Below are 25135 nucleotides of genomic sequence, written 5' to 3'. Positions count from 1 at the left end.
GGTATGCGGGCCAAATTTCCCAGTGCCGCGCCACGCCTGCCGCCGCACCCCTTCCGGCCCGCTGCACCACAGGCGGGGGAGGGGTGCGACGGCATGCGCACATCAGATGTCGCGGAAGATCTCGATCTGCGCGCCCACCGAGTTGAGCCGCTCCGCCAGGTCCTCGTAACCGCGGTTGATGACGTAGACGTTGCGCAGGACCGACGTGCCCTCCGCCGCCATCATCGCCAGCAGCACCACCACCGCGGGGCGCAGGGCGGGCGGGCACATCATCTCGGCCGCGCGCCAGCGGGTGGGGCCCTCGACGAGGACGCGGTGCGGGTCGAGGAGCTGGAGGCGGCCGCCGAGGCGGTTCAGGTCCGTGAGGTAGATGGCGCGGTTGTCGTAGACCCAGTCGTGGATGAGGGTCTGGCCCTGGGCCGTCGCCGCGATGGCCGCGAAGAACGGCACGTTGTCGATGTTCAGGCCCGGGAACGGCATCGGGTGGATCTTGTCGATCGGCGCCTCCAGCTTGGAGGGCCGTACGGTCAGGTCCACCAGCCGCGTGCGGCCGTTGTCCGCGGTGTACTCCGCCGAGCGGTCGTGGTCGAGGCCCATCTCCTCCAGCACCGCGAGCTCGATCTCCAGGAACTCGATCGGTACGCGACGGATCGTCAGCTCCGACTCGGTGACGACCGCGGCGGCCAGCAGGCTCATCGCCTCGACCGGGTCCTCGGAGGGGGAGTAGTCGACGTCCACGTCGATGGCCGGCACGCCGTGCACGGTCAGGGTGGTCGTGCCGATGCCGTCGACCCGTACGCCCAGTGCCTCCAGGAAGAAGCACAGGTCCTGGACCATGTAGTTGGAGGAGGCGTTGCGGATGACGGTCACGCCGTCGTGGCGGGCGGCGGCCAGCAGCGCGTTCTCGGTCACCGTGTCGCCGCGCTCGGTCAGCACGATCGGACGGTCCGGCGCGATGGAGCGGTCCACCTGCGCGTGGTAGAGGCCCTCGGTGGCGGTGATGTCCAGGCCGAAGCGGCGCAGCGCGATCATGTGCGGCTCGATGGTGCGCGTACCGAGGTCGCAGCCGCCGGCGTACGGGAGCTTGAACTGCCGCAGCCGGTGCAGCAGCGGGCCCAGGAACATGATGATGGAGCGGGTGCGGCGCGCGGCGTCCGCGTCGATGGCCTCCATGTCGAGGTGCGCGGGCGGGGCGATCTCCAGGTCCATCCCGTCATTGATCCACCGGGTGCGTACGCCGATGGAGTTCAGCACCTCCAGGAGGCGGTACACCTCCTCGATGCGGGCGACGCGCCGCAGCACCGTGCGGCCCTTGTTGAGGAGGGAGGCGCACAGCAGCGCCACGCAGGCGTTTTTGGAGGTCTTGACGTCGATGGAACCGGACAGCCGGCGCCCGCCGACCACCCTCAGGTGCATGGGCCCGGAGTAACCGAGCGACACGATCTCGCTGTCGAGTGCCTCGCCGATGCGGGCAATCATCTCAAGGCTGATGTTCTGGTTGCCGCGCTCGATCCGATTGACCGCGCTCTGGCTGGTGGCCAGGGCCTCGGCGAGCTGTGTCTGCGTCCAGCCACGGTGCTGACGGGCGTCACGGATGAGCTTGCCGATGCGTACGAGGTAGTCGTCTGCCATGACCGCAGGCTATCTCAGATATGAGATGGTGCTCGCGGTGGGGTACGCCATTAGGGTGACACGCTGTGAGCTGTCGGGTGGCGCGGCTCGTACAGCGGCAGTTCGGCCCCGCTCGGCAGCCGCACCGCCGAGAGCAGCCCCCATCCCTGGTCGCTGACCGGCCGTGCGAGCTCCGCCCCACGTTCCGTCAGCTTGCGCAGCAGGCTCTCGATGTCGTCGCACATCAAGTAGAACTCCTGCCGGGGCTCGCCCGACGACGGGTGTACGGCGACCTCGGCGGGCGGCAGCTTGAAGATGAGCCACCCGCGCCCCGCGTCGACATGCGGAAACCCCAGCACGTCGCGGACGAAGGCCCGGTCCGCGTCGGCGTCGTGGGTGTACATGATGACGTGCGCGCCGCTGAACATACTTCGATGCTCGATACGGTACGAAACCGCCGCAAGCGGGGCGCGGCTATGCGGGTGAATGGCCGGAAAAGCCGGGCATGTCGGATAGGCCGGTGGTGGAGCGCCGTTACGCCGACCGGGCCGCCTCCGCGCGCCTACCGCCCCCCGCGTGTGTACCGCCCTCCGCGCGTCGCCTACCGCTCTCCGCCGGCCGGCCGGCTTCCGCTGCAGACGGCGGCCGCCGACGCCGCGTCGATCACCTCGTCCAGCACCTCCCGCGAGCGCAGCAGATCGCCGATCATCCGGTCGATGCGCTCCCGCTCCTCCGTGAGCTCGGCGACCAGCCGCGCGGTGGCGACCTCGGACGGGCCGCCGTCCGCGTCCCGCATGCACGGCAGCAGGCGTGCGATCTTCGTGCTGTGCAGGCCAGCGGCGTAGAGCGCCTGGATGCGGATGACCCGGTCGACCGCCCAGTCGCCGTACTCGCGGTGGCCGCCGGGCGTGCGCGCGGACGTCAGGAGGCCCTGCTTCTCGTAGTAGCGCAGCGACCGCTCGCTCACTCCCGTGCGCCGGGCCAGTTCACCGATCCGCATGCCTCACCCCGTCCGCGTACCAAGCGACTTGAATCTGACACCGGTGTCAACTTCTACCGTACCGGCATGACGCAGACACCCGCGGCCTCGCCGCTCCTCGAACCCGCCCGCCTCGGCCCCCTCCACCTGCCGAACCGGCTGGTCATGGCCCCGCTGACGCGCAACCGCGCGGGCGCCGACGGCGTCCCCGGGCCGATGATGGCCACGTACTACGCGCAGCGCGCCTCCGCCGGGCTGATCATCGCCGAGGCGACCACACCCAACCCCGTCGGGCAGACCTACCCCCACATCCCCGCGATCCACAACGAGGCCCAAGTCGCCGGATGGCGACGCGTCACCGACGCGGTCGGGGCCCGGGGCGGCCGGATGTTCCTCCAGCTCCAGCACGGCGGCCGGGTCGGCCACCCCGACACCAGCGGACTGGTGCCGGTCGCCCCCTCGCCGATCCCGCTCCCGGAGACCATCCACACCCCCGGCGGACGGAAGGACGCCGTCGTGCCGCGCGAGATGACCCACGACGACATCCGCTCCACGGTGGCCGACTTCGCCACCGCCGCCCGCAACGCCGTCGACGCCGGCTTCGCCGGAGTCGAGGTGCACGCCGCCAACGGCCACCTCCTGCACCAGTTCATGGCGCGGAACACCAACCACCGCACCGACGCCTACGGAGGCCCGGCCACCGCCCGGGTCCGGTTCGCCGCCGAGGTGGTCCGGGCCGTCGCCGCCGCCGTCGGCCCGGAGCGCGTGGGCGTCCGCATCTCCCCGGGTGTCACGGTCAACGGCATCGACGAGGGCGACACCGAGGCCCTCTACCCCGCACTCATCGAAGCCCTGGCCCCCATGGACCTGGCCTATCTGCACGTGGTCTTCGCCGACCCCGACCAGCCCCTCTTCCGCACCCTCCGCGGCGCCTGGCCGGGCACGCTGATCGCCAACCCCGCCCTGCCGTACCCGGGCCCCCTCCCCGCCGACGGCGGCCGCCACGAGGGCGAGCGCCTGCTCGCCGCCGGAGCGGACCTGATCTCCCTCGGCCGGGCCTTCCTGGCCAACCCCGACCTCGTGGCACGCCTGCGCCTCGGCGCCCCGCTCAACCCGGTCCGCGACGACGGCCTGATGTACGTGGGTGGGGAGGAGGGCTACACCGACTACCCGGTGCTCGCCGCGTGAGGACCGGCGTCACGCCGCGTTTCGCGACGCAGGACCCGACTCGATCGGGCACAGGATGTCGGGTCCGGCAGGGGCGGCGCTGCCTAGCGTGGTGATCGTCAAGAGGAAGGAACCGGGCATGCTGGAGCGGCTGAACCAGGCCATGGAGCACATCGAGCGCCGTCTCGACCAGGACATCGAGGTGGAGGAGCTGGCACGCGTCGCGGCCACCTCGGAGTACCACCTGCGCCGGATGTTCTCCGCGCTCGCCGGCATACCGCTGTCGGAGTACATCCGGCGCAGGCGGCTCACGCTCGCGGGCGCCGAGGTGCTCGCGGGGCGGGAGACGCTGCTGGAGATCGCGGTGCGCTACGGCTACGGCTCCGGCGAGGCGTTCGCGCGGGCGTTCCGTGCCATGCACGGCGTCGGACCGCGCGAGGCCCGGCGCACCGGCGCCGCGCTCAGCTCCCAGCCCCGGATGGCCTTCCGCCTCACCATCGAGGGGAGAAGCAGCATGCGATACCGCGTTGTGGACAAGGCGGACTTCACCGTCGTCGGGCTCAAGGCCCGGGTACCGCTGGTGCACGCGGGGCCGAACCAAGCGATCGTGGACTTCGTCCGCGGGATCGACCCGCGGATGACGGAGCGCCTGGAGAAGCTGTCGGACCAGGAGCCGCACGGCATCGTCTCGGTCTGCGACGACCTGGACCCCAGCCGCGCCGAGGGCACCGAACTGGACTACTACCACGGCGTGATCACCTCCGCGGCCGCACCCGAGGGCACGGCCACGTTGGCCGTCCCGGCCGGAACCTGGGCGGTCTTCACCACCTCCGGGCCGGCGCCGCAAGCCATCCAGGAGCTGTGGCGGGACGTCTTCACCGAGTGGTTCCCGTCGAACCCGTACCGCAGCCGCACCGGCCCCGAGATCCTGCGCACCCGGCTGTCACCGGGCACGACGGAGGCCGACGCGGAGCTGTGGCTCCCCGTGGAACCCGAGCGCGACCGGCGCGGCTGACAGGGCGGCGAGCCACCGCGTTCCCGCCCGGATGCCGGCTCCCGGAGGGCGAGGGCCGGCATCCGGCGGCGTGTCAGACCGAAGCCGCGCCGGGCGGTGACGGCACGGCGTGCGGACGGAGGACCATGAGCGAGTCCTCCGCGGTCGCCACCATGGCGAAGGGGAACCGGTCGAGCTCCAGACAGAGCGCGACGTCATCGGGGTGGACTCCTTGGCGCACACCCTGCGCCAGCTCGGCGGCGGCACGCGACGCGGCGGCGCGGCGGAGGAACTCGGCCGCGTCCGTCCCGGCCCCGGTGGCCCTCCGGGCGATGTACTGCGCGCACGCCAGGTCTTCGTCGGCCTGCCCGTCCTCGCCCGTGACCACGAACGTGACCTCGTCGCACCCGCGGGTCCGCAGGAGCCGAGCCGTCGCCTCCGCCACCACGAAGCTCGCGCACAGCACGAGCGACGCCTCCTTGACCGCGAGGGCGCCGACCGTCCCCGCCGTGGTCTTCTGCACCACGGTCCGTCCGCCGAGGTCGAGGGAGCGCAGCAGGCCCGGCGAGTTGACGGTGTCGAAGCCCGGCGCGGCCGGGCCGTCCTTGAGCGCCACCCACTCCGGGTGGCGCGCCTTGAGCGCCAGGGCCTCGTCCAGCGAACCGGCGAGGACGATCCTCTCCGCTCCCCGGGCGAAGGCCCAGGCGGCCACCGTGAAAGCACGCATGACGTCGACGACGACCGCCACGGGCGGGGTTTCGGCCAGCTCGGCGATGCCGAGGAAACGAGCGTCCATCCGGTCATGATCGCGCAGGGCCGCCCCCGAAGTCCCGGGCTTTTCCGAGACCTGCGCGGCGGCGGATAGCGTGCGGCCATGACGATGACGAGCAAGCGGCGGGTCCTTTACCGGCAGGGCACCGGGTTCTGGCGGATGACGGCGAAGTGGGTTCTTTTCTTCGGAGCCGTGTACCTGGTGGACGGCGGGCTGATCCGATCGTGGGGCGACGCCGTGTCCTGGCCGTTCATCGGGCTCGTGCTGTACGTGCCGTTCGGGATCGGCATCGTCTGGTACGAGAAGAAGGACCACAAGGTCACGCTGACGACACATGAACTGCGGATACGGCGCAGGCGGCTGCCGATGGAACAGGTGAATCTGCTGCACGTGGCGCGGCTGTGGCTGGAGGGGCGGTCGACCGCGGACGACCAGCCCGTGCTGGAGTGGCCACGGCGGAACCGGACGGTGTGGGTGCCGCTGCTGGACGGCCGGGCGTACGGCGTGGAGTTCCGCGACCCGGCCGCGTTCGCCAAGGTGTTCGGCGCCTTCGCCGTCGCGGCGTGCGGCGGGCCGGACGTCGTCCGCGCGAGGGCCGCAACGGCGACCTACCCGGAGCCGCGCCCGATGGTGGCCCGCCCCGCCCGCGGCACCTCCGGGGCGGACTTCCTGGACATCTTCGGCTGAGAGCCGGACTGAATCGCTCGGCATACCCCTCGGGAGGATCTAGCGTCTGCCCCCATGACATCTTCCGAGCTTCCCCCGCGCCTCGGTAGCCTGACCTTCCACGGCCCGCTGTCCGAAGACCGCGCCAGGCGCATCGTCGCGCGGCTCGCCGCCGTCTCGCCCGCCACCGTCCTCGACATCGGGTGCGGCTGGGGCGAACTGCTGCTGCGGGTGGTGGAGTCCGTCCCCGGGGCGACGGGCGTGGGCCTCGACATCAACGCCGAGGACCTCGCCAGGGGCAGGCACCTCGCGAAGGAGCGCGGCCTCTCCGAGCGGGTCGAGTTCGCGGAGGAGTCGGCCCTCGGCACGTCGCGCGGACCCGTGGACGCGGTGCTCTGCCTGGGGTCCGGCCAGGCGCTGTGCGACCCCGGGCAGCCGTACGATGCCGGTGTCGTTTTGCGCGAGCTGCGCCGCTTGGTGCGCCCGGGTGGCACCTGCGGCTCGGACCGCTGGCCGACCTCGCCGTCGAGGCGGGCTTCCGACCGGCCTGGATCGAATCGGCGAGCCGAGAGGAGTGGGAGGAGTTCGCGTCGGGCTACCGCCATGACACGGAGCTCTGGCTCGCGAGCCACCCGGACCACCCCCTCGCCGCCGAGACCCACGAACGGGTCGACCGCCAGCGGTCGTCCTGGGTCGACGGCTACCGCGACATCCTCGGCATCGCGTATCCGACGCTCGTGCCGGTCGGCGGAGTCTGAGCACTGCGCGACAGGTCACCGCGGTGCGCGCATGACCCGGCAGCCCTCATGTACTAGAGTTATCTCGACATCGAGATATCTGCCGAAAAGACGCACCGCAGCCGCGCCAGCCGGTAAGGGTTACCTAACTAAGTCTTACCTTAACGGATCGGCGAGGAGCCATCACGGCAGGATGCGGTTAGAACGCGCACATTGATGAAGGAGACTGTCGTGTCGGCGAACAGCTTCGACGCCCGCAGCACGCTGCGCGTGGGCGACGAGTCGTACGAGATCTTCAGGCTGGACAAGGTCGAGGGCTCCGCGCGCCTCCCCTACAGCCTCAAGGTGCTCCTGGAGAACCTCCTCCGCACCGAGGACGGCGCGAACATCACCGCCGACCACATCCGAGCCCTCGGCGGCTGGGACTCCCAGGCGCAGCCCAGCCAGGAGATCCAGTTCACGCCGGCCCGCGTGATCATGCAGGACTTCACCGGTGTGCCGTGCGTCGTCGACCTCGCCACCATGCGCGAGGCCGTCAAGGAGCTCGGCGGCGACCCGGCGAAGATCAACCCGCTCGCGCCGGCCGAGCTGGTCATCGACCACTCCGTCATCGCCGACAAGTTCGGCACCAAAGACGCCTTCAAGCAGAACGTCGAGCTGGAGTACGGCCGCAACAAGGAGCGCTACCAGTTCCTGCGCTGGGGCCAGACCGCCTTCGACGAGTTCAAGGTCGTCCCGCCCGGCACCGGCATCGTCCACCAGGTCAACATCGAGCACCTGGCCCGCACCGTCATGGTCCGCGACGGCCAGGCGTACCCCGACACCCTCGTCGGCACCGACTCGCACACCACCATGGTCAACGGCCTCGGCGTGCTCGGCTGGGGCGTCGGCGGCATCGAGGCCGAGGCCGCCATGCTCGGCCAGCCGGTCTCCATGCTGATCCCGCGCGTCGTCGGCTTCAAGCTCACCGGCGAGCTGCCCACCGGCACCACCGCCACCGACCTGGTCCTCACCATCACCGAGATGCTGCGCAAGCACGGCGTCGTCGGCAAGTTCGTCGAGTTCTACGGCGAGGGCGTCGCGGCGACGAGCCTCGCGAACCGCGCCACCATCGGCAACATGTCGCCGGAGTTCGGCTCCACCGCCGCGATCTTCCCGATCGACGACGAGACCATCAAGTACCTGAAGCTCACCGGCCGCTCCGAGCAGCAGCTCGCGCTCGTCGAGGCGTACGCCAAGGAGCAGGGCCTCTGGCTGGACCCGGCCGCCGAGCCGGACTTCTCCGAGAAGCTGGAGCTCGACCTCTCCACGGTCGTCCCCTCCATCGCCGGCCCGAAGCGCCCGCAGGACCGCATCGTCCTCGCCCAGGCCGCCCAGCAGTTCAACAGCGACGTCCTCACCTACGTCCCGGCCGGCCAGGGCGGGCAGGACCTGACCTCCCCGGTCGACGAGGCGAGCGACGAGTCCTTCCCGGCCTCCGACGCCCCGGCCTACGGCCACGAGGACAACGGCGCCGGCGCCCCGCAGCACTCCGCCGTCGTGCCCGGCCCCGGCCCGTCCAACCCGGTCACCGTCACCGGCGCCGACGGCGTCTCGTACGAGCTGGACCACGGCGCCGTCACCGTCGCCGCCATCACCTCCTGCACCAACACCTCGAACCCGTACGTCATGGTCGCCGCCGCGCTGGTGGCCAAGAAGGCGGTCGAGAAGGGCCTCACCCGCAAGCCGTGGGTGAAGACCACCCTCGCCCCGGGCTCCAAGGTCGTCACCGACTACTTCGACAAGGCGGGCCTGACCCCGTACCTCGACAAGGTCGGCTTCAACCTCGTCGGCTACGGCTGCACCACCTGCATCGGCAACTCCGGCCCGCTGCCGGAGGAGGTCTCCAAGGCCGTCAACGACAACGACCTCGCCGTCGTCTCGGTGCTCTCCGGCAACCGCAACTTCGAGGGCCGGATCAACCCCGACGTCAAGATGAACTACCTGGCGTCCCCGCCGCTGGTCGTCGCGTACGCCCTCGCCGGCTCCATGAAGGTGGACATCACCAAGGACGCCCTGGGCACCGACCAGGACGGCAACCCGGTCTTCCTGAAGGACATCTGGCCGTCGGAGGCCGAGGTCAACGACGTCGTCGCCAACGCCATCGGCGAGGACATGTTCTCCAAGTCCTACAGCGACGTCTTCGCGGGCGACGCCCAGTGGCAGGCGCTGCCGATCCCGACCGGCAACACCTTCGAGTGGGACCCGCAGTCCACCTACGTCCGCAAGCCCCCGTACTTCGAGGGCATGACGATGGAGACGACGCCGGTCACCGACATCACCGGTGCCCGCGTCCTCGCCAAGCTGGGCGACTCGGTCACCACCGACCACATCTCCCCGGCCGGCGCCATCAAGGCCGACACCCCGGCCGGCAAGTACCTCACGGAGCACGGCGTCGACCGCCGCGACTTCAACAGCTACGGCTCGCGCCGCGGCAACCACGAGGTCATGATCCGCGGTACGTTCGCCAACATCCGCCTGCGCAACCAGATCGCGCCGGGCACCGAGGGCGGCTACACCCGCGACTTCACCCAGCCCGACGCGCCGGTGTCGTTCATCTACGACGCCTCCCGCAACTACATCGAGCAGGGCATCCCGCTGGTCGTCCTCGCGGGCAAGGAGTACGGCTCCGGCTCGTCCCGCGACTGGGCCGCCAAGGGCACCGCGCTGCTCGGCGTCAAGGCCGTCATCGCCGAGTCGTACGAGCGCATCCACCGCTCGAACCTCATCGGCATGGGCGTCCTGCCGCTGCAGTTCCCGGAGGGCCAGTCGGCCGAGTCCCTCGGCCTGACCGGTGAGGAGACCTTCTCCATCGCCGGCGTGACCGAGCTCAACGAGGGCCGTACGCCGCGCACGGTCAAGGTCACCACCGACACGGGCGTCGAGTTCGACGCGGTCGTCCGCATCGACACCCCCGGTGAGGCCGACTACTACCGCAACGGCGGCATCATGCAGTACGTGCTGCGCTCGCTGATCCGCAAGTAAGCGGATCCCGGCCCGCGCGGCCGGTACGCGGACGTACGCGAAAGGGCCGCACCCCTCGGGGTGCGGCCCTCTTCGTGCACCGGTCAGAACAAGCACCGGTCAGAACATCAGCGTGTAGCCGTTCCAGCCGGAGGTCCCGATCTTGGTCGGCTTCGCGAACGGGGCGGCGGCGTTGCCCGTCCCGTTGTAGCGCCACAGCGCGCCCGCGGAGTCGCGTGCGATCAGGTCGGTACGGCCGTCCATGGTGAGGTCGCCCGTCGACACCAGGTAGTTGAAGGCGCCCCAGCCTCCGCCGACCTTGGTGCCCTTCGCGAACGGGGCGGCGGCGTTGCCGGTGCCCTTGTAGAGCCACAGGACACCGGACTTGTCGCGGGTCACGACGTCGGCCCGGCCGTCGCCGGACAGGTCGCCCTGGCCCAGGATCTGGTTGAAGGCCTGCCAGCCCGAGCCGACCTTCGTCCGCGCGGACAGGGTGCCGTCGGCCTTGCCCTTGTAGAACCAGAGCACGCCGGCCTTGTCGCGGGCCAGCACGTCGGCCGGAGTGGTCCCGCCCAGGTTGCCCGCGACGACGATCTTGTCGTAGGCGTCCCAGCCGCGGCCCAGAGTGAGGGTCTCCCCTTCGCCGGTGTAGTACAGGTAGCCCTGCTTGTCCCAGGTGTACAGGCCGTCGGCGGTGCCGTCACCGTCGTGGTCGGCCTGGGCGGAGCCCCGGAAGACGTCCCAGCCGCTCGTGACGTACTCGCGGGCGGTGAGCCCGCCCCGGCCGTTGGGCCCGTACGCGTAGAGGTCGCCGTACTTGTCCATCGCGAACAGCGCGTTGACCGGGGCCGACGCGCTGGCGGCGAGCGTGCCGTTCTGCGGAACCGCCTGGGAGAAGCCGTCCTGGTCGACGCTCTTGAGCGGTGCGGGGGCCGGGGTGTCCGCCACCGCGGAACCGGCGGTGGCGCCGACCAGGGCGGCGGCTATGGCCGCTACGGCGAGACGCGACAGCGCGCGTCCGCGCTTGGGGCCGGAGGATTTGGCCACGTATGTTCTCCATGAGGAAGGGAATGCGACGGCCACGGACGGTCGTCGCGGGATCATGGAGATCCTTGCACAACACCTTTACGAGGCAACTGGTTTAAGCCTGAGGTGCGGCCCCGCGAATCAGCTCCTTTCGGGGCGAAACGAACGGCGCGCCAGGCCGTGTGCGCCAGCGCGCCGGTCATCTGTGACAAACCGGTGACGATTCCGCGGCCGCCACCGGAGCAAGGGCCCGACTCACGCCCACGGGGCCATCGGATACCAGATCAGGTCCCGCCGGGCCAGGATCCGTACGTCCCAGTACAGGATCATGAACACACCCGCGGCGATGAACGCCGCCGCCGTCACGGCGGACGCCCGCCGGGGATCGGCGGCGAACCACGTGCCCAGCCGCTCCCCGGCCACCAGGGCCATCACGACGAACAGCACCGCCATGATCAGCACGTTCCCGAGGGCCTGGAGGCTGAACGCCACCGCCCCGTACAGGACGTTGTGGCTCTCGGCCGCGTCCCGGAACAGCTGCCGGAACAGCGGGAAGGGCCGCCCTATGAGGAACGCGCCGATGAGCGCGCCCATCACGAACATCGGAGCTCCGGGAAAGCGTGCCGACACCCGCGCCAGCGGGTCGCGGACCAGCCCCAGCGCGGCCAGCCCGAACACCACCATGACCAGCCCGATGAGGCCGAACACCACCATGGCCTGGATCGTCCGGGGCGACAGGCCGGCCGACACCCCGCCCGGCGCGCTCTCCTGGAACTGCGGCATCCCGGTGCCGACCAGCGCGACCACCACGCCGTAGGCCGCCGACACCACGACCGCACCGGCGGCCAGCGGCCCCAGCGGCCGCAGCACCCGAGCCATCCGGCCGCGCCTCGTGGGTACGGTCCCCGCGCCCGCCAGCGGCGCGATGGCGCTGAACGCGGCGACGTTGCACGCGGTGAAGGTGCCCGCCACCCCGGTCGCGAGCGCGAAGGCGACACCGGCCAGGGCGCCGCCGATCGGCGCGTCGTGCGCCTCGTGGCCGAGGAGGGCGGCGGCGACGTTCCCGCCGATGGTCCGGTCGACGAACTCCGCCGACCACACCACGGTCAGGGCGAAGCCGAACAGGGCGCTGACGAGGATGACGAGGGCCCTGCGCCGCGGGAAGTGGCCGTTGACGAAGAGGGAGGCCGTCGGCGTGGAGGTCGTGGTCGTCTCGGTGGAGGAGGTGGAGGAGGTGGAGGAGGTGGAGGTCTTCGAGGTGTACGTCATGAGGCGTCCTTTCGTGAGGGCGTCCCGTGCCGGTCCGTCAACGTACCCGCGCGGCTCCACCCCGGATATCCGGCGCGTAGGGGCGCGCAGCCGCACGCGAAAGGCCGGTCCGGAGCGCGGACCGGCCTCCGTGCGCCGCTCGTTCCTCCTGCTCAGCCCAGCAGTTCCACCTCCGCCAACACGCCACCGGAACCGGAACCGGCCGACGGGACCAGCCGGTAGTGCCGGTACGAGCCCGGCCGGGCCACCGTGAACACCCGCGTCTGCCGGTCCCAGGCGAAGCTCTCGCCCGTACGCCGGTCCAGCTCCGTCCACGTCGCCCCGTCCGCCGACCCCTGGAGCACCCAGTCCGCCGGGGCCGAGGCCCGGTCCGACGACGTCAGCGTGTACTGCACCGCCCGCGCCGGGCCCGGAACGCGCAGCTCCAGCGGCGCCGTGAGCCCCGCCGCCGTGGCCGACGTGTCGTCGAGGAGCGCGCCCTCACCGCTGGCCAGGTCGCGGCGCGGCGACGGCACCTTGTCGTCCCGGGTGATCGAGACCGGCGCCGCGCCCGGCCCGGTGCCCCACGCCGACGGCTTCGGCCCCATGGCGAACTCCAGCGTGCCGCCCCGCGCGAGGAGCTCGTGCGGCAGCGCCGTCGACGTCCAGGACCGGCCGTTGACCCGCACCCCCTGCACGTAGACGTTCCGGGCGCTGTTCTCCGGGGCCTTGACCACCAGCGTGCGGCCGTTGTCCATCCGTACCGTCGCCTTCTCGAACAGCGGCGAACCGATCGTGTACTCCCCGCTGCCCATCACCAGCGGATAGAAGCCGAGCGCCGAGAACAGCCACCAGGCGGACTGCTCGCCGTTGTCCTCGTCGCCGTGGTAGCCCTGGCCGATCTCGCTGCCCGTGTAGAGCCGCGACAGCACCTCGCGCACCTTCTCCTGCGTCTTCCAGGGCTGCCCGGCCGCGTTGTACATGTACGTGACGTGGTGCGCGACCTGGTTGGAGTGCCCGTACATGCCCATCCGCACATCGCGCGCCTCCGTCATCTCGTGGATGACGGAGCCGTACGAGCCGGTGAACTCCGGCGACGCCGTCTCGGGCGTCGAGAAGTAGGTGTCGAGCTTCTTCGCCAGGCCCGCCCGCCCGCCGTACAGGTTCGCCAGGCCCCGGCTGTCCTGGGGCGCGGTGAAGGCGTAACCCCAGCCGTTCGTCTCGGTGTAGTCGTAGCCCCAGACCCTCGGGTCGTACGCCTCCGACGGCACGCGCCACTCGCCCTTGAGATTCCGGCCCTGGAAGAAACCGGCCCGGGAGTCGAAGAGCGTGACGTAATTGCGGGCCCGGCCCAGGAAGTACGCAGCCTCGTCCTTGTACCGCGCCTTGCCGGTCTTCTCGAAGAGGGCCTCCGCCATCCTCGCCAGACCGTAGTCGTTGAGGTAGCCCTCCAAGGACCAGGACAGGCCCTCGTGGGTCTCGGTCGAGGCGTAACCGAGGAAGGGCGACGTCTCCATGCCCTTGCGGCCCACGCCCTTGCCGGGCGGCACGACGGTCGCGTTCTTCAGCGCCGCCTCGTACGCCGCCTCCGCGTCGAAGTCCACGCCCTTGACATAGGCGTCGGCGAAGGCGACGTCCGACGACGTGCCGGTCATCAGGTCGGCGTAGCCGGGGGACGACCAGCGGGAGATCCAGCCGCCGTCCTTGTACTGCTGCACGAAGCCGTCCACCAGCTCGCCCGCCTTGCGCGGGGTGAGGAAGGAGTACGCGGGCCAGGTGGTGCGGTAGGTGTCCCAGAAGCCGTTGTTGACGTAGACCCTGCCGTCGACGATCTTGGCGCCGGTGTGGGTCGGGGTGTCGGGGCCGGTCTGCGGCGAGAAGGGGCTGGCGTAGCGGTCCTTGCCGTCGACCCGCTCGAAGCCCGAGTTGGGGTAGAGGTACAGCCGGTAGAGATTGGAGTACAGCGTGACCAGCTGGTCGTGGGTCGCGCCCTCCACGCGGACGCGCCCGAGGATCCGGTCCCAGGCGGCCTGCGCCCGCTCCCGGACCCGCTCGAAGCCCGTGCCCGCCGGGATCTCGGCGGCGAGGTTCCGCTTCGCCTGCTCCACGCTGATGAGGGAGGTCGCCATGCGCAGCGTCACCGTGCGGTCCGCGCCCGCGTCGAAGCGCAGGTGGCCCGTGACCCCCGCCGACGCGGAGTCCGTGACCGGCGCGTCGAAGACGCCGTACACGAACATGCGCGTGGCACCGGTCGACAGGCCGCTCTTGACGTCGGAGAAACCGGTGAAGGAGCCGCTCGCCGGGTCCAGTGTCAGCCCGCCCTCGTCCGTCACGTTGTCGAAGACGACGGACGCGTCCGCACCCGGATAGGTGAACCGCATCATCGCGGCGTGGTCGGCCGGGGCGATCTCGGCCCTCAGGCCGTTCTCGAACGTCACGGCGTAGTGGTGCGGCCTGGCCGTCTCCCGCTCGTGGCGGAAGGGGAGGGCCCGTGCGGTACGGGCGGTGGGCGGCGCGCCGGGCGCGGCCGACGGCATCAGCTGGAAGGTCTGCCGGTCGCCCATCCAGGGGCTCGGCTCATGGCTGGCGCTGAACGCCTGCACGGTGGGCAGGTTGTCGGCGTTGTTGCCGCGCGCGTACTCGTACAGCCAGCTCTTGGAGGCGGCGTTGGTCACCGGCGTCCAGAAGTTGAAGCCGTGCGGGACGGCCGTCGCCGGGAAGGTGTTGCCGCGCGAGAAGGAGGAGCTGGAGTTGGTGCCGCGTACGGTCGAGGCGTAGTCGGACACGCGGGGGAGCGGCTTCACGGGCGCCGCGCGCCCGAGGGTGATGTCGTCGATCCAGCCCTGGAACTTCGCCGGGCCCTTCGGCGCGTCGTACGCCACCAGGATCCGGTCCACCGTCTTGCCCGCGGCCACCGTGCCGACGGACGCCCGCACCTGGTTCCACTGGTTGACGTAGAGCCGCTTGGCCGCGCCCTGGCCCTGCGGGCTGAGGCGCCCGCCGTGGCCGTCGACCGCGCCGAGCTCGCTCAGGTGGGTGCCGTCGGTGAAGGCGAGGTCGACGGAGACGTTCGTCGCCGGGTAGCTCAGGTCCGTCTCCGGCATGGAGGGGAAGATCCGGTACGACAGCTCGGTGTCGCGGACCACGCGCGTGTCGACGTCGAAGACCTTGTTGTACGCGTACGCGCGCCCGGCCGGATGGTGCGTACCGGCGTAGCGCAGCGCCCGCTTGCCGGTGAACCCGGCGTTCGCCTTGGCCGTGGGGGAGCCGCCCGGGCCCCGGTCGACATGGCTGCGCATGTCGGGCGGGACGGGCGCGGAGGTGTCGCCGTTCGAGAACTGGACGTCGGCGAGCTGGGTGATGCCGGTGGCGCCGTTGTTCCGGCCGATCTCCAGCCGGTAGTGCGCGTACGGCGCCGCGCGGCTCGCGTCGACGTCGTACGTCCGCGTCTCGAAGCGCCGGGCGAACGTCTCGCCCTCGCGGGTGTCCAGGACCGTCCACTCCCTGCCGTCCGCCGAGCCCTTGAGCGTCCAGTCCCGGGGGTCGCGCGGTGCGGCGTCGTTGGCGGACGTCAGGGCGTACGTCACGACCTTGACCGGTTCGTCGAGGTCGAACTCGACCCAGGCGGTGGGGGCGAAGGTGAGCCACTTGGTGCCGGGCTGGAGGTCGACCAAATTCTCCTTGGTCTCCCCGGCTCCGGTGTTCTCGCCGCTGGCGCGCAGCTCCGTCACCTTCTCGGTGACATTGCCCGGTATCCCGGCGGAGAAGCCCCCGTCGACGCCGGCCGACCGCTTGCGGCCCTCGGCGTCCAGGTCGACGGTGTCGCGCCAGGTGGGCGGCGGTTCATCAGCCTCGAAAGACGTGCCGAACTCCGTGGCGGCGGCCGGTGCTTGGCGCGGAAGCGCCGAGGCGGCCGACGGACCGGCCGTCACGGCCAGGGAAGCGGTCACGGTGGCGGCCGCCACGAGGGCGGCCGTACGTCGCTTGAGAGATCCTGGTCTGGGCTGCATCCCGCGTCGTGCCTCCTGCTCCCGCCGAAGCGCGTCGAACGTCGGACAGTAGAACGTCGGACAACGTTGTCAGATGAGCTGCGCAGCAACCAGTAGGAAGTAAGTGGCGTGTGGTGTCAAGGCTGTTGACGCGGCCAGAAGGCTGAAATCCCGCCGTGTGCCGCCCTCTTCACACCAGGTCTCAACTCGGGAAAGACTGCGACCCAAAGTGCGCTTCGATCTTGCTCAGTCGACGAGAAGTGGACTATACCTGTCGGCAACCCAGCACTGTAACACCGACCCACCTGCACAAGACCGCGCGGTGGCGGGGGCCCTTCGCCTGAGGCGAGAGCGGTTCGGGGCGACCGGTACACCGCCTGAGTCCTGGAGAAGGCGAGTACTTGAGCATGGGATCCACCTCCGCCCGACACGACCACGAGGGCCCCGGCCGCCGCGAGCTGATCAAGCGGTCCGCCGCACTCGGGCTGATCAGCGTGCCGACGATGAGCTTCCTGTCCGCCTGCGCCACCGCTGGCGGTGGCGGCAGTGAGAAGGAGACGAAGGCGCCCGCCGGCGAGAAGTCCGCCAAGAACCCGCTCGGCGTCGCCCAGGGCGCTCCGCTGGAGGCGTTCATCTTCAAGGGCGGCCTGGGCGACCAGTACGCCAAGGACGCGGAGGCCGACTACAAGGCGACCTACGGCGCCGAGGTCAAGCACACCGGCACCCAGCAGGTGGGGCCCAAGCTCACCCCGCGCTTCGCGGGCGGCAACCCGCCGGACGTCATCGACAACTCCGGCGCCGACCACCTCGACATGAACAAGCTGTCCACCCAGGGCCAGCTCCAGGACCTGGCCCCGCTGCTGGACGCGCCCTCGCTGGACGACCCGGCCAAGAAGGTCCGCGACACCCTCCACCCCAGCACCCTGGAGAAGGGCAAGCACGGCGACAAGGTCGACGTGCTGTACTACGCCTTCACCATCTACGGCACCTGGTACTCCGAGAAGCTCCTCGCCGACCGCGGCTGGACGTACCCCAAGACCCTCTCCGAGATGGTCGGCCTCTGCGGCGAGATCAAGAAGGCGGGCATCGCCCCCTGGACGTACGCCGGGAAGTATCCGTACTACGTCCACTTCAACCTCTTCGCCCAGATCGCCAAGATCGGCGGCATGGAGAAGTGGATCGCGATCGACAATCTGGAGCCCAACGCCTGGACCTCGAACGACGCGGTCAAGGAGGTCGTCGAGCACTACGAGGAGCTCGCCGCCAAGAAGTACTTCCTCGAAGGCAGCCAGGGCCTCACCCACATCCAGTCCCAGACCGCCTGGAACCGGGGCAAGGCCGTCTTCATCCCCAACGGCTCCTGGGTCGAGAACGAAGCCGCCCCCACCACGCCGAAGGACTTCGGCATGGCGGTCGGCGCCCTCTTCGACGGCACCGGCGACAAGATGCCGCACGGCACCCTGCGCGGCGAGCCCAGCGAGCCGTACATCGTCGCGAGCAAGGGGAAGAACCCGGCGGGCGGCATGGAGCTGCTGCGCATCATGCTCTCCAAGAAGCACGCCCAGAACTTCGCCACGAAGGTGAAGTCGCTGACCTGCGTCATGGACGCCACCGAGGGCATGACCCTCTCGCCCGGTCTCGCCTCCGCCAGCAAGGTCTTCAAGGAGGCGGGCGAGAACCTGATCAGCCTTCAGCTGCAGGAGTGGTACCCGGCCCTCACCGACGAGAAGATCGGCGGCCTGACCGGTCAACTGCTCACGGGCGAGCTGAAAGCAGCCGAATGGATCAAGAAGACCCAGCAGGAGTGCGACCGGGTCGCGAAGGACGACTCCGTGACCAAGTTCAAGCGCACCGCCTGACGCTTCGGCAGCCGATTCGACCGCAAGAGGGGAAGGGCCGGGGAGCACCATGCAACACGGCAAATACCGATTCATCGTGGGCTTCCTGGCCCTGCCTCTGCTCATTTACGGCGTCTTCGTGATCTCGCCCTTCGTCCAGGCCTTCCAGATCTCGATGACGGACTGGTCCGGCCTCGTCGGCTCCGCGAAGTTCGTCGGACTCGACAATTTCCAGAAGCTCTGGGCAAACGACGACTTCTGGAACGCCCTGCGCCACAACGTCTACATGCTGGCCCTGGTCCCGGTCGTCACGCTCGCTCTCGGGCTGTTCTTCGCCTTCATGCTCAACGTGGGCGGCCGCCGCCGGAAGAACGAGGTCGTCGCCGGGGTCGCCGGGTCCCGCTTCTACAAGTTCGTCTTCTTCTTCCCGCAGGTCATCTCGGTCACCATCGTCGCGGTCATCTGGTTCAACATCTACAACCCCGACCCGGACGACGGCATGCTCAACTCCCTCCTCGGCGCGGTCGGCCTGGACGCGCTGCAGAACTCCTGGCTGGGGGAGAAAAGCCTCGCCCTGTGGTGCATCAGCGCGGTCATGGTGTGGAGCCACGTCGGTTTCTACGTGGTGCTGTTCTCCGCCGCCATGGCCTCCATCCCCCGGGACATCTACGAGGCGGCGCTGCTCGACGGGGCCGGCCGTTTCCACACCTTCTTCAGGATCACCCTCCCGCTGCTGTGGGACACCGTCCAGACGGGCTGGGTGTACATGGGCATCATCGCCCTGGACGCCTTCGCGCTCGTCCAGATCATGTCGGTGAACATGGGCGGCCCGGACGGCGCCACGGACGTCATGCCGCTGAGGCTGTACCTGACGGCCTTCCGCGACAGCCAGTTCGGCTACGCCGCCGCCATGGGCGTCGCGATGCTCATCGTCACCATGACGTTCGCCGTGCTCACGATGCGCTTCGCGCGCCGTGAGCGGATCGAGTACTAGGGGGAGGGCTACGCCGGATGACGACCGACGAGATCCAGGACGAGCCGGCAGCGGTGACCAAGCAGGGGTCGCCGACGCCCGCCGAAACCACCCGGCGGCCCGGCGCGGCGGCCGGCCGCACGGGCGGCCGGTCCGGCCGCGCTGCCGAGGGCGGCGTACTGAACGTCTTCTCGCACGGCATCCTCGTCGTGTGGGCCCTGATGGTCGGTGTGCCGCTGCTGTGGGTGCTGTGGAGCGCCTTCAAGGACAGCAACGGCATCCTCACCGACCCGTGGGGCCTGCCGACCGTGCTGCACTGGGAGAACTGGTCCAACGCGTGGGACGACGCGAACATGGGGCAGTACTTCGTCAACACCGCGATCGTGGTGGGCGGCTCGGTCGTGGGCACGATGGTGCTCGGCTCGATGGCGGCGTACGTCCTGGCCCGCTTCACCTTCCCCGGCAACCGGTTCATCTACTACCTCTTCGTGGCCGGCATGTCCTTCCCGGTCTTCATGCTGGTCATCCCGCTCTTCTTCGTCCTGCGGGACTTCCCGGGCAGCTCGCTGCTGGCCACGTACCACGGGCTGATCCTGGTCTACATCGCCTACTCGCTGCCCTTCACCGTCTTCTTCATGACGGCGTTCTTCCGTACGCTGCCGGCTTCGGTGGCGGAGGCGGCGATGATCGACGGGGCCTCGCACACCCGGACCTTCTTCCAGGTCATGCTGCCGATGGCGAAGCCGGGCCTGATCAGCATCGGGATCTTCAACTTCCTGGGGCAGTGGAACCAGTACCTGCTGCCGATGGTGCTCAACCAGCAGGAGGACAAGTACGTCCTCACCCAGGGCCTGGCGATGATCGCGCTCCAGCAGGGGTACGAGAACGACTGGGGCGCCCTGATGGCCGGCATGATGATCGCGATGCTGCCCGTGCTGGTCGTCTACTCGATCTTCCAGCGGCAGGTCCAGTCCGGCCTCACGGCGGGCGCGCTGAAGTAGCGGCCTGAAGGAGCCGCCTGAAGGAGTGGCCTGAAGCAGTCGCAACCGCAGCCGGGGCCCGTCCCTCCGCTTCATTCCACCGAACCGCCCGTCCGCAGCTCACCCGCTGCCGACGGGCGGTTTTCGCGCCGCCTGAGGCTTTCCGCCCGCTTTCTCCGCATCTCATTCGCTCATCAGAGGCCCTGAACGCTCAAGGTCTTGACGGGGAGCAACCCAAAAGGCTCAGCTTAGAGTTCACATGTTGGAGAAAACGGCAGGAGTGAGAGAGTCGATGGAGACTCCGGGGTCGCAGACATCTCTGCATCGGGCCAATCTCGAGCGCGTGGTACGCGCCGTCCGCATGGCCGGGTCGCTGACCCAGGCGGAGATCGCCAGGACCACCGGCCTCTCCGCCGCCACGGTCTCCAACATCGTCCGGGAGCTCAAGGAAGGCGGCACCGTCGAGGTCACCCCCACCTCGGCGGGCGGCCGGCGGGCCCGCAGCGTCTCGCTCAGCGGGGACGCCGGCATCGTCATCGGCGTCGACTTCGGCCACACCCACCTGCGGGTCGCCGTGGGCAACCTCGCCCACCAGGTGCTCGCCGAGGAGTCCGAGCCGCTGGACGTCGACGCCTCCTCGGCCGAGGGCTTCGACCGGGCGGAACGGCTGGTCAAGCGGCTGATCGCGGCGACCGGCATCGGTCAGGACAAGGTGATCGGCGTCGGCCTCGGCGTCCCGGGACCCATCGACGTCTCCTCCGGAACCCTCGGCTCCACGTCGATCCTGCCGGGCTGGACCGGCATCAACCCCAGCCAGGAGCTCTCCGGCCGCCTCGGCGTCCCGGTGTACGTCGACAACGACGCCAACCTCGGCGCCCTCGGCGAGCTCGTCTGGGGCGGCGGCCGCGGGGTCAAGGACCTCGCGTACATCAAGGTCGCCAGCGGGGTGGGCGCGGGACTTGTGATCGACGGCCAGATCTACCGGGGCCCCGGCGGCACTGCCGGCGAGATCGGCCACATCACGCTCGACGAGTCGGGTCCGGTCTGCCGCTGCGGCAACCGCGGCTGCCTGGAGACCTTCACCGCCGCGCGCTACGTCCTGCCGCTGCTCCAGCCCAGCCACGGCGCGGACCTGACCATGGAGCGGGTCGTGCAGCTGGCGCGCGAGGGCGACCCCGGCTGCCGCCGGGTCATCGGGGACGTCGGGCGCCACATCGGCAGCGGTGTCGCCAACCTCTGCAACCTGCTCAACCCCAGCCGCGTGGTGCTGGGCGGCGACCTCGCGGAGGCCGGCGAGCTGGTCCTCGGCCCCATCCGGGAGTCGGTCTCGCGGTACGCGATCCCCAGCGCCGCGCGGCACTTGTCGGTCGCTCCGGGAGCCCTGGGGGGCCGCGCGGAGGTGCTCGGCGCCCTCGCCCTCGTACTGAGTGAGATGGGTGATTCGACCCTTCTGCAGAGCGCGTTGCCCGGGTCCGCGCCTGCGTTCACTTAGATAACGAATGGCACCGTTGTCATCTCGTTGTCAATTTACTCCTTGACGACGGCGTGGCGGCCGAGTTGACTTCCAGCCACCTCGGCCGCAACGTCGCGGCCTCGTCAGGGAGGCAACCCCACATGAACGCAATGACGCGACGCCTTGTCATAGGCACCGCCGCGGTGTCCATGGCCGCGACCCTCGCCGCCTGTGGCAAGGCCGGCGACGGTGACGCCGCGGGTGGAAGCGGCGGCGACGGCAAGACCATCGGTCTGCTGCTGCCCGAGAACAAGACGACCCGGTACGAGACGTTCGACCGCCCGATCATCGAGGCGAAGATCAAGCAGCTGTGCGACGACTGCACGGTCAAGTACAACAACGCCGCGCAGGACACCGAGACGCAGAAGAAGCAGTTCGACGCGCTCGTCACGCAGGGCGTCAAGGTGATCATCCTGGACGCGGTCGACTACAAGGCCACCAAGTCCTGGGTGACGAGCGCCGAGAAGCAGGGCGTCAAGGTCGTCGCGTACGACCGCCTCGCCGAGGGCCCGATCTCCGCCTACGTCAGCTACGACAACGAGAAGATCGGCCGCCTCCAGGGCGAGGCCCTGGTCAAGGCGCTCGGCGCCAAGGCCAAGGACGCCAACGTCGTCATGATCAACGGCTCGCCGACCGACCCGAACGCCCCGCTCTTCAAGAAGGGCGCCCACAGCGTCCTCGACAAGCAGGTCAAGAAGGTCGTCTACGAGCAGGACATCCCGGACTGGTCGCCGGACGAGGCCAACAAGAAGATGGGCGCCGCCATCGACTCCCTGGGCAAGGACGGTTTCCAGGGCGTCTACTCCGCCAACGACGGCATGGCCGGCGGCATCATCACCGCGCTCGGCAAGCAGGGCATCAAGGTCCCGGTCGGCGGCCAGGACGCCGAGCTCGCCGGTCTGCAGCGCATCCTGAAGGGCGACCAGGCCTTCACGATCTACAAGCAGATCAAGCCGGAGGCCGAGACCACCGCCGCGATCGCGGTCCGCCTGCTCAAGGGCGACAAGATCGACGACCTGGTGAGCGCCAAGGTCACCAGCCTGACCGGTGAGTTCAAGGACATCCCGGCCAAGCTGTACGACGCCGAGATCGTCACCAAGGAGAACATCGCCTCCACGATCCTCGCCGACAAGGTCTACACCGCCGCGGACATCTGCACCGCCGAGTACAAGGCGGCCTGCGAGGCGGCCGGCATCAAGTAACCGCCGGCACCCCCCACACGCGAAGCACCCCACCCCCCACGCGCGAAGGCCGCGCACGACACGCGGCCTCCCCACGCCGGTCCGGCGCCCCGCCCCGTCCATGCCCCGCAAGCACCACGGGCGGGCGCCGGACCCGCTCTCGCACCCCTCGCAACCTCCTTGCTCCAAGCACCACCATCCCCGCCGGACAGGCGGCGAAGGAGATGATTCACGTGTTCGCTACGCCAGTGCTGGCGTTGCGCGGAGTCTCCAAGCGGTTCGGCGCCGTCCAGGCGCTCACCGACGTAGACCTGGAGATCCACGCCGGTGAAGTGGTCGCCCTGGTCGGCGACAACGGCGCCGGAAAGTCGACGCTCGTCAAGACGATCTCGGGCGTCCACCCCATCGATGAAGGCGCCATCGAGTGGGAGGGCCGGCCGGTCCGCATCACCAAGCCGAACGAGGCCTCCGACCTCGGAGTCGCCACCGTCTACCAGGACCTGGCGCTCTGCGACAACCTCGACGTCGTCGCCAACCTCTTCCTCGGCAACGAGCTGCGCCGCGGCTCCGTCCTCGACGAGATCGCGATGGAGAAGCGCGCCAAGGAGCTGCTGGACACCCTGTCCATCCGCATCCCCAGCGTCCGCATCCCCGTCGCCGCCCTCTCCGGCGGCCAGCGCCAGGTCGTGGCCATCGCCCGCGCCCTGATCGGCGACCCCAAGATCGTCATCCTGGACGAGCCGACCGCCGCCCTCGGCGTCGAGCAGACCGCCCAGGTCCTCGACCTCGTCGAGCGGCTGCGCGAGCGCGGCCACGGCGTCATCCTCATCAGCCACAACATGGCCGACGTCCGCGCCGTCGCCGACAAGGTCGCCGTCCTGCGCCTGGGCCGCAACAACGGTGTCTTCAACGTCAAGGACACCACGCACGAAGAGATCATCGCCGCCATCACCGGCGCCACGGACAACGCCGTGACCCGCCGCCAGGCGCGTACGGCCACGAAGGCCACGAAGGAGGACGCGAAGTGAGCGACCTCACCAAGACCCCCGCCGGCGAGAACGCGGAGTCCGCCGCCCCCGTCCCCGCCGTCGACCCGCGGCTGCTCGTCCGTGAAGAGGGCCTCAAGGGCTACTGGACCGAGTTCACCCGCAAGGTGCGCGGCGGTGAGCTGGGCTCCCTCCCGGTCTTCATCGGCCTGATCGTCATCGCGATCGTCTTCCAGTCGCAGAACGCCAACTTCCTCTCCGCGAGCTCCGTCGCCAACATCGCGGTCTACACCTCCGGCCTCGGCATCATGGCCGTCGGGATCGTCTTCGTCCTGATCCTGGGCGAGATCGACCTGTCGGTCGGCTCGGTCGCGGGCGTCGGCGCCGCCGTGTGGGCCGTGCTCAACGTGAGCAACGGCATGAACGACTGGCTCGCCGTCGGCATCGCCGTCCTGTGCGGCCTCGCGCTCGGCCTGCTGCACGGCTTCTTCTTCGCCAAAATCGGCGTCCCGGCCTTCGTCGTCACCCTCGCCGGCTTCCTCGGCTGGAGCGGCCTGCAGATCTGGCTGATGGGCAAGGAAGGCTCCATCAACGCGCCGAGCGGCTCCGTCGTCGAGCACCTGACCGGCTACTACTTCGAGGACAAGGCCGCCGCGTACGGCCTCGCCCTGGTCGCCGTCCTCGCGTACGCCGCCTCGCTCCTCCTGGACCGGCAGCGCCGCAAGGCCGCCGGCCTGCTCGCCCGCCCCACCAGCGAGGTCGTCCTGCGCACGGCCGTCGTCGCGGTCCTGTGCTTCGTCGTCGCGTACGTGCTCAACGAGCCCGCCGGCGCCCGCGGCCTGCCGCTCGCGCTGGTGCTGTTCCTGGTCGTCCTGGTCGTCGCCGACTTCGTCGCCCGCCGCACCACCTTCGGCCGCCAGGTCTTCGCGGTCGGCGGCAACGCCGAGGCCGCGCGCCGCGCCGGCATCAACGTCGACCGGATCCGGATCACCGTCTTCGGCCTCTCCGGCCTGCTCGCCGCCTTCGGCGGCCTCTTCGTGGCCAGCCTCTCCGGCGGCGCCACCAAGAGCCTCGGCGGCGGCAACACGCTGATGCTCGTCATCGCGGCGGCCGTCATCGGCGGCACCAGCCTCTTCGGCGGCCGCGGCAAGGTCTGGTCCGCGCTGCTCGGCATGATCGTCATCCAGGCGATCCAGCAGGGCCTGAACATGCTCGGCATGGCCTCCGAGATCCAGTACATGATCACCGGCGCGGTGCTCCTCGCCGCCGTCGTGATCGACTCGGTCTCCCGCCGTACGCAGAAGACCGCGGGCCGCGCGTAACCCCGTACGTGAGCAATACCGCAGTGCCCGGCACCACTGAACCGGTGCCGGGCACCGCTGCGTCTGCGCCAATGTGATGACCTAGGGGGACCCGCCCGATGATGATGATCAGGAGCGGAACATTAGACTCGACAAAATCGGCAGCTCGAC

The 25135-nt window shown here is 70.0% G+C and carries 18 protein-coding genes and 1 pseudogene; 12 read left to right on the top strand and 7 right to left on the bottom strand.

All coding sequences use genetic code 11. The features are described 5' to 3' along the window. Positions 1-102: 102 nt before the first annotated feature. The 3 genes from ABZX67_RS26420 to ABZX67_RS26410 form a co-directional block, all read right to left on the bottom strand. Entirely contained in the window at positions 103-1632 is a 1530-nt protein-coding gene (locus ABZX67_RS26420) for a UDP-N-acetylglucosamine 1-carboxyvinyltransferase (RefSeq protein ID WP_355364702.1), read from the bottom strand. 50 nt (positions 1633-1682) lie between these two features. Then, positions 1683-2039 (bottom strand): VOC family protein, encoded by a 357-nt coding sequence (locus tag ABZX67_RS26415; protein WP_355364699.1) that lies wholly within the window; start codon positions 2037-2039, stop codon positions 1683-1685. Positions 2040-2212: 173 nt separating this feature from the next. Next, the gene (locus ABZX67_RS26410) at positions 2213-2611 is read right to left on the bottom strand and encodes a MerR family transcriptional regulator (protein WP_355364696.1); all 399 of its coding nucleotides are present in this window, start codon (positions 2609-2611) and stop codon (positions 2213-2215) included. A gap of 66 nt (positions 2612-2677) precedes the next feature. Between ABZX67_RS26410 and ABZX67_RS26405 the strand changes: the two genes are divergently transcribed. Together ABZX67_RS26405 and ABZX67_RS26400 are read left to right on the top strand one after the other, a co-directional pair. Then, complete coding sequence (locus ABZX67_RS26405; RefSeq protein ID WP_355364693.1) at positions 2678-3778, top strand: alkene reductase; 1101 nt, start codon at positions 2678-2680, stop codon at positions 3776-3778. Between the two features lie 118 nt (positions 3779-3896). Continuing rightward, the gene (locus tag ABZX67_RS26400) at positions 3897-4772 is read left to right on the top strand and encodes an AraC family transcriptional regulator (RefSeq protein WP_355364690.1); all 876 of its coding nucleotides are present in this window, start codon (positions 3897-3899) and stop codon (positions 4770-4772) included. Positions 4773-4845: 73 nt separating this feature from the next. On the opposite strand, the gene ABZX67_RS26395 is transcribed toward ABZX67_RS26400, so the two are convergent. Further along, positions 4846-5547 carry a 2-phosphosulfolactate phosphatase gene (locus tag ABZX67_RS26395; RefSeq protein WP_355364687.1) on the bottom strand — a complete coding sequence of 234 codons (702 nt, stop codon included), beginning with the start codon at positions 5545-5547 and terminating at the stop codon, positions 4846-4848. Between the two features lie 78 nt (positions 5548-5625). On the opposite strand from ABZX67_RS26395, the gene ABZX67_RS26390 reads away from it, so the two are divergent. From ABZX67_RS26390 to ABZX67_RS26380, 3 genes and pseudogenes are all read left to right on the top strand, one after another. Continuing rightward, positions 5626-6210 (top strand): hypothetical protein, encoded by a 585-nt coding sequence (locus ABZX67_RS26390; protein ID WP_355364684.1) that lies wholly within the window; start codon positions 5626-5628, stop codon positions 6208-6210. Positions 6211-6264: 54 nt separating this feature from the next. Then, positions 6265-6947: pseudogene (locus ABZX67_RS26385) on the top strand (class I SAM-dependent methyltransferase). Positions 6948-7157: 210 nt separating this feature from the next. Continuing rightward, a complete protein-coding gene (locus ABZX67_RS26380) occupies positions 7158-9950 on the top strand; it encodes an aconitate hydratase (RefSeq protein ID WP_355364681.1) in 2793 nt (930 codons plus the stop codon). 99 nt (positions 9951-10049) lie between these two features. Here the strand turns inward: ABZX67_RS26380 and ABZX67_RS26375 are convergent, their stop codons facing one another. From ABZX67_RS26375 to ABZX67_RS26365, 3 genes are all read right to left on the bottom strand, one after another. Further along, entirely contained in the window at positions 10050-10976 is a 927-nt protein-coding gene (locus ABZX67_RS26375; RefSeq protein WP_355364678.1) for a VCBS repeat-containing protein, read from the bottom strand. Between the two features lie 234 nt (positions 10977-11210). Further along, positions 11211-12224 carry a hypothetical protein gene (locus ABZX67_RS26370; protein WP_355364675.1) on the bottom strand — a complete coding sequence of 338 codons (1014 nt, stop codon included), beginning with the start codon at positions 12222-12224 and terminating at the stop codon, positions 11211-11213. A gap of 152 nt (positions 12225-12376) precedes the next feature. Continuing rightward, the gene (locus tag ABZX67_RS26365; RefSeq protein WP_355364672.1) at positions 12377-16213 is read right to left on the bottom strand and encodes a GH92 family glycosyl hydrolase; all 3837 of its coding nucleotides are present in this window, start codon (positions 16211-16213) and stop codon (positions 12377-12379) included. Between the two features lie 386 nt (positions 16214-16599). Here ABZX67_RS26365 and ngcE point away from each other — a divergent pair, with 386 nt between their 5' ends. From ngcE to ABZX67_RS26330, 7 genes are all read left to right on the top strand, one after another. Continuing rightward, positions 16600-18051 (top strand): N-acetylglucosamine/diacetylchitobiose ABC transporter substrate-binding protein, encoded by a 1452-nt coding sequence (gene ngcE / locus ABZX67_RS26360; RefSeq protein WP_355364669.1) that lies wholly within the window; start codon positions 16600-16602, stop codon positions 18049-18051. Between the two features lie 49 nt (positions 18052-18100). Beyond that, positions 18101-19024 (top strand): sugar ABC transporter permease, encoded by a 924-nt coding sequence (locus ABZX67_RS26355; RefSeq protein ID WP_355364666.1) that lies wholly within the window; start codon positions 18101-18103, stop codon positions 19022-19024. Between the two features lie 17 nt (positions 19025-19041). Further along, on the top strand, positions 19042-20004 hold the full coding sequence (locus tag ABZX67_RS26350) for a carbohydrate ABC transporter permease (protein WP_355364663.1): 963 nt from the start codon (positions 19042-19044) through the stop codon (positions 20002-20004). Between the two features lie 271 nt (positions 20005-20275). Next, on the top strand, positions 20276-21475 hold the full coding sequence (locus ABZX67_RS26345) for an ROK family transcriptional regulator (protein WP_355364660.1): 1200 nt from the start codon (positions 20276-20278) through the stop codon (positions 21473-21475). A 131-nt stretch (positions 21476-21606) separates the two neighbouring features. Continuing rightward, positions 21607-22698: a substrate-binding domain-containing protein gene (locus tag ABZX67_RS26340; RefSeq protein ID WP_355364759.1), complete on the top strand. Its 1092-nt coding sequence runs from the start codon at positions 21607-21609 to the stop codon at positions 22696-22698. 203 nt (positions 22699-22901) lie between these two features. Further along, positions 22902-23705: an ATP-binding cassette domain-containing protein gene (locus ABZX67_RS26335; protein WP_355364657.1), complete on the top strand. Its 804-nt coding sequence runs from the start codon at positions 22902-22904 to the stop codon at positions 23703-23705. Next, complete coding sequence (locus ABZX67_RS26330; RefSeq protein ID WP_355364654.1) at positions 23702-24985, top strand: sugar ABC transporter permease; 1284 nt, start codon at positions 23702-23704, stop codon at positions 24983-24985. The genes ABZX67_RS26335 and ABZX67_RS26330 overlap by 4 nt, the downstream gene beginning before the upstream one ends. Positions 24986-25135: the final 150 nt, after the last annotated feature.

Origin of the sequence: Streptomyces sp. NPDC003036 (assembly GCF_040611175.1) — a bacterium.
Classification (GTDB): Bacteria; Actinomycetota; Actinomycetes; order Streptomycetales; family Streptomycetaceae; genus Streptomyces.
Note: the sequence above shows the minus strand (reverse complement) of the source record. Positions and strands in the feature narration are given on the sequence as shown.

Bases quoted from the DNA above. Each gene is read 5' to 3' on its own strand.
- ABZX67_RS26420 (WP_355364702.1), bottom strand. From the start codon at position 1,632: ATGGCAGACGACTACCTCGTACGCATCGGCAAGCTCATCCGTGACGCC.
- ABZX67_RS26345 (WP_355364660.1), top strand. From the start codon at position 20,276: ATGGAGACTCCGGGGTCGCAGACATCTCTGCATCGGGCCAATCTCGAG.
- ABZX67_RS26395 (WP_355364687.1), bottom strand. From the start codon at position 5,547: ATGGACGCTCGTTTCCTCGGCATCGCCGAGCTGGCCGAAACCCCGCCC.
- ABZX67_RS26400 (WP_355364690.1), top strand. From the start codon at position 3,897: ATGCTGGAGCGGCTGAACCAGGCCATGGAGCACATCGAGCGCCGTCTC.
- ngcE (WP_355364669.1), top strand. From the start codon at position 16,600: ATGGGATCCACCTCCGCCCGACACGACCACGAGGGCCCCGGCCGCCGC.
- ABZX67_RS26350 (WP_355364663.1), top strand. From the start codon at position 19,042: ATGACGACCGACGAGATCCAGGACGAGCCGGCAGCGGTGACCAAGCAG.
- ABZX67_RS26415 (WP_355364699.1), bottom strand. From the start codon at position 2,039: ATGTTCAGCGGCGCGCACGTCATCATGTACACCCACGACGCCGACGCG.
- ABZX67_RS26335 (WP_355364657.1), top strand. From the start codon at position 22,902: ATGATTCACGTGTTCGCTACGCCAGTGCTGGCGTTGCGCGGAGTCTCC.
- ABZX67_RS26370 (WP_355364675.1), bottom strand. From the start codon at position 12,224: ATGACGTACACCTCGAAGACCTCCACCTCCTCCACCTCCTCCACCTCC.
- ABZX67_RS26405 (WP_355364693.1), top strand. From the start codon at position 2,678: ATGACGCAGACACCCGCGGCCTCGCCGCTCCTCGAACCCGCCCGCCTC.
- ABZX67_RS26390 (WP_355364684.1), top strand. From the start codon at position 5,626: ATGACGATGACGAGCAAGCGGCGGGTCCTTTACCGGCAGGGCACCGGG.
- ABZX67_RS26410 (WP_355364696.1), bottom strand. From the start codon at position 2,611: ATGCGGATCGGTGAACTGGCCCGGCGCACGGGAGTGAGCGAGCGGTCG.
- ABZX67_RS26365 (WP_355364672.1), bottom strand. From the start codon at position 16,213: ATGCAGCCCAGACCAGGATCTCTCAAGCGACGTACGGCCGCCCTCGTG.
- ABZX67_RS26355 (WP_355364666.1), top strand. From the start codon at position 18,101: ATGCAACACGGCAAATACCGATTCATCGTGGGCTTCCTGGCCCTGCCT.
- ABZX67_RS26340 (WP_355364759.1), top strand. From the start codon at position 21,607: ATGACGCGACGCCTTGTCATAGGCACCGCCGCGGTGTCCATGGCCGCG.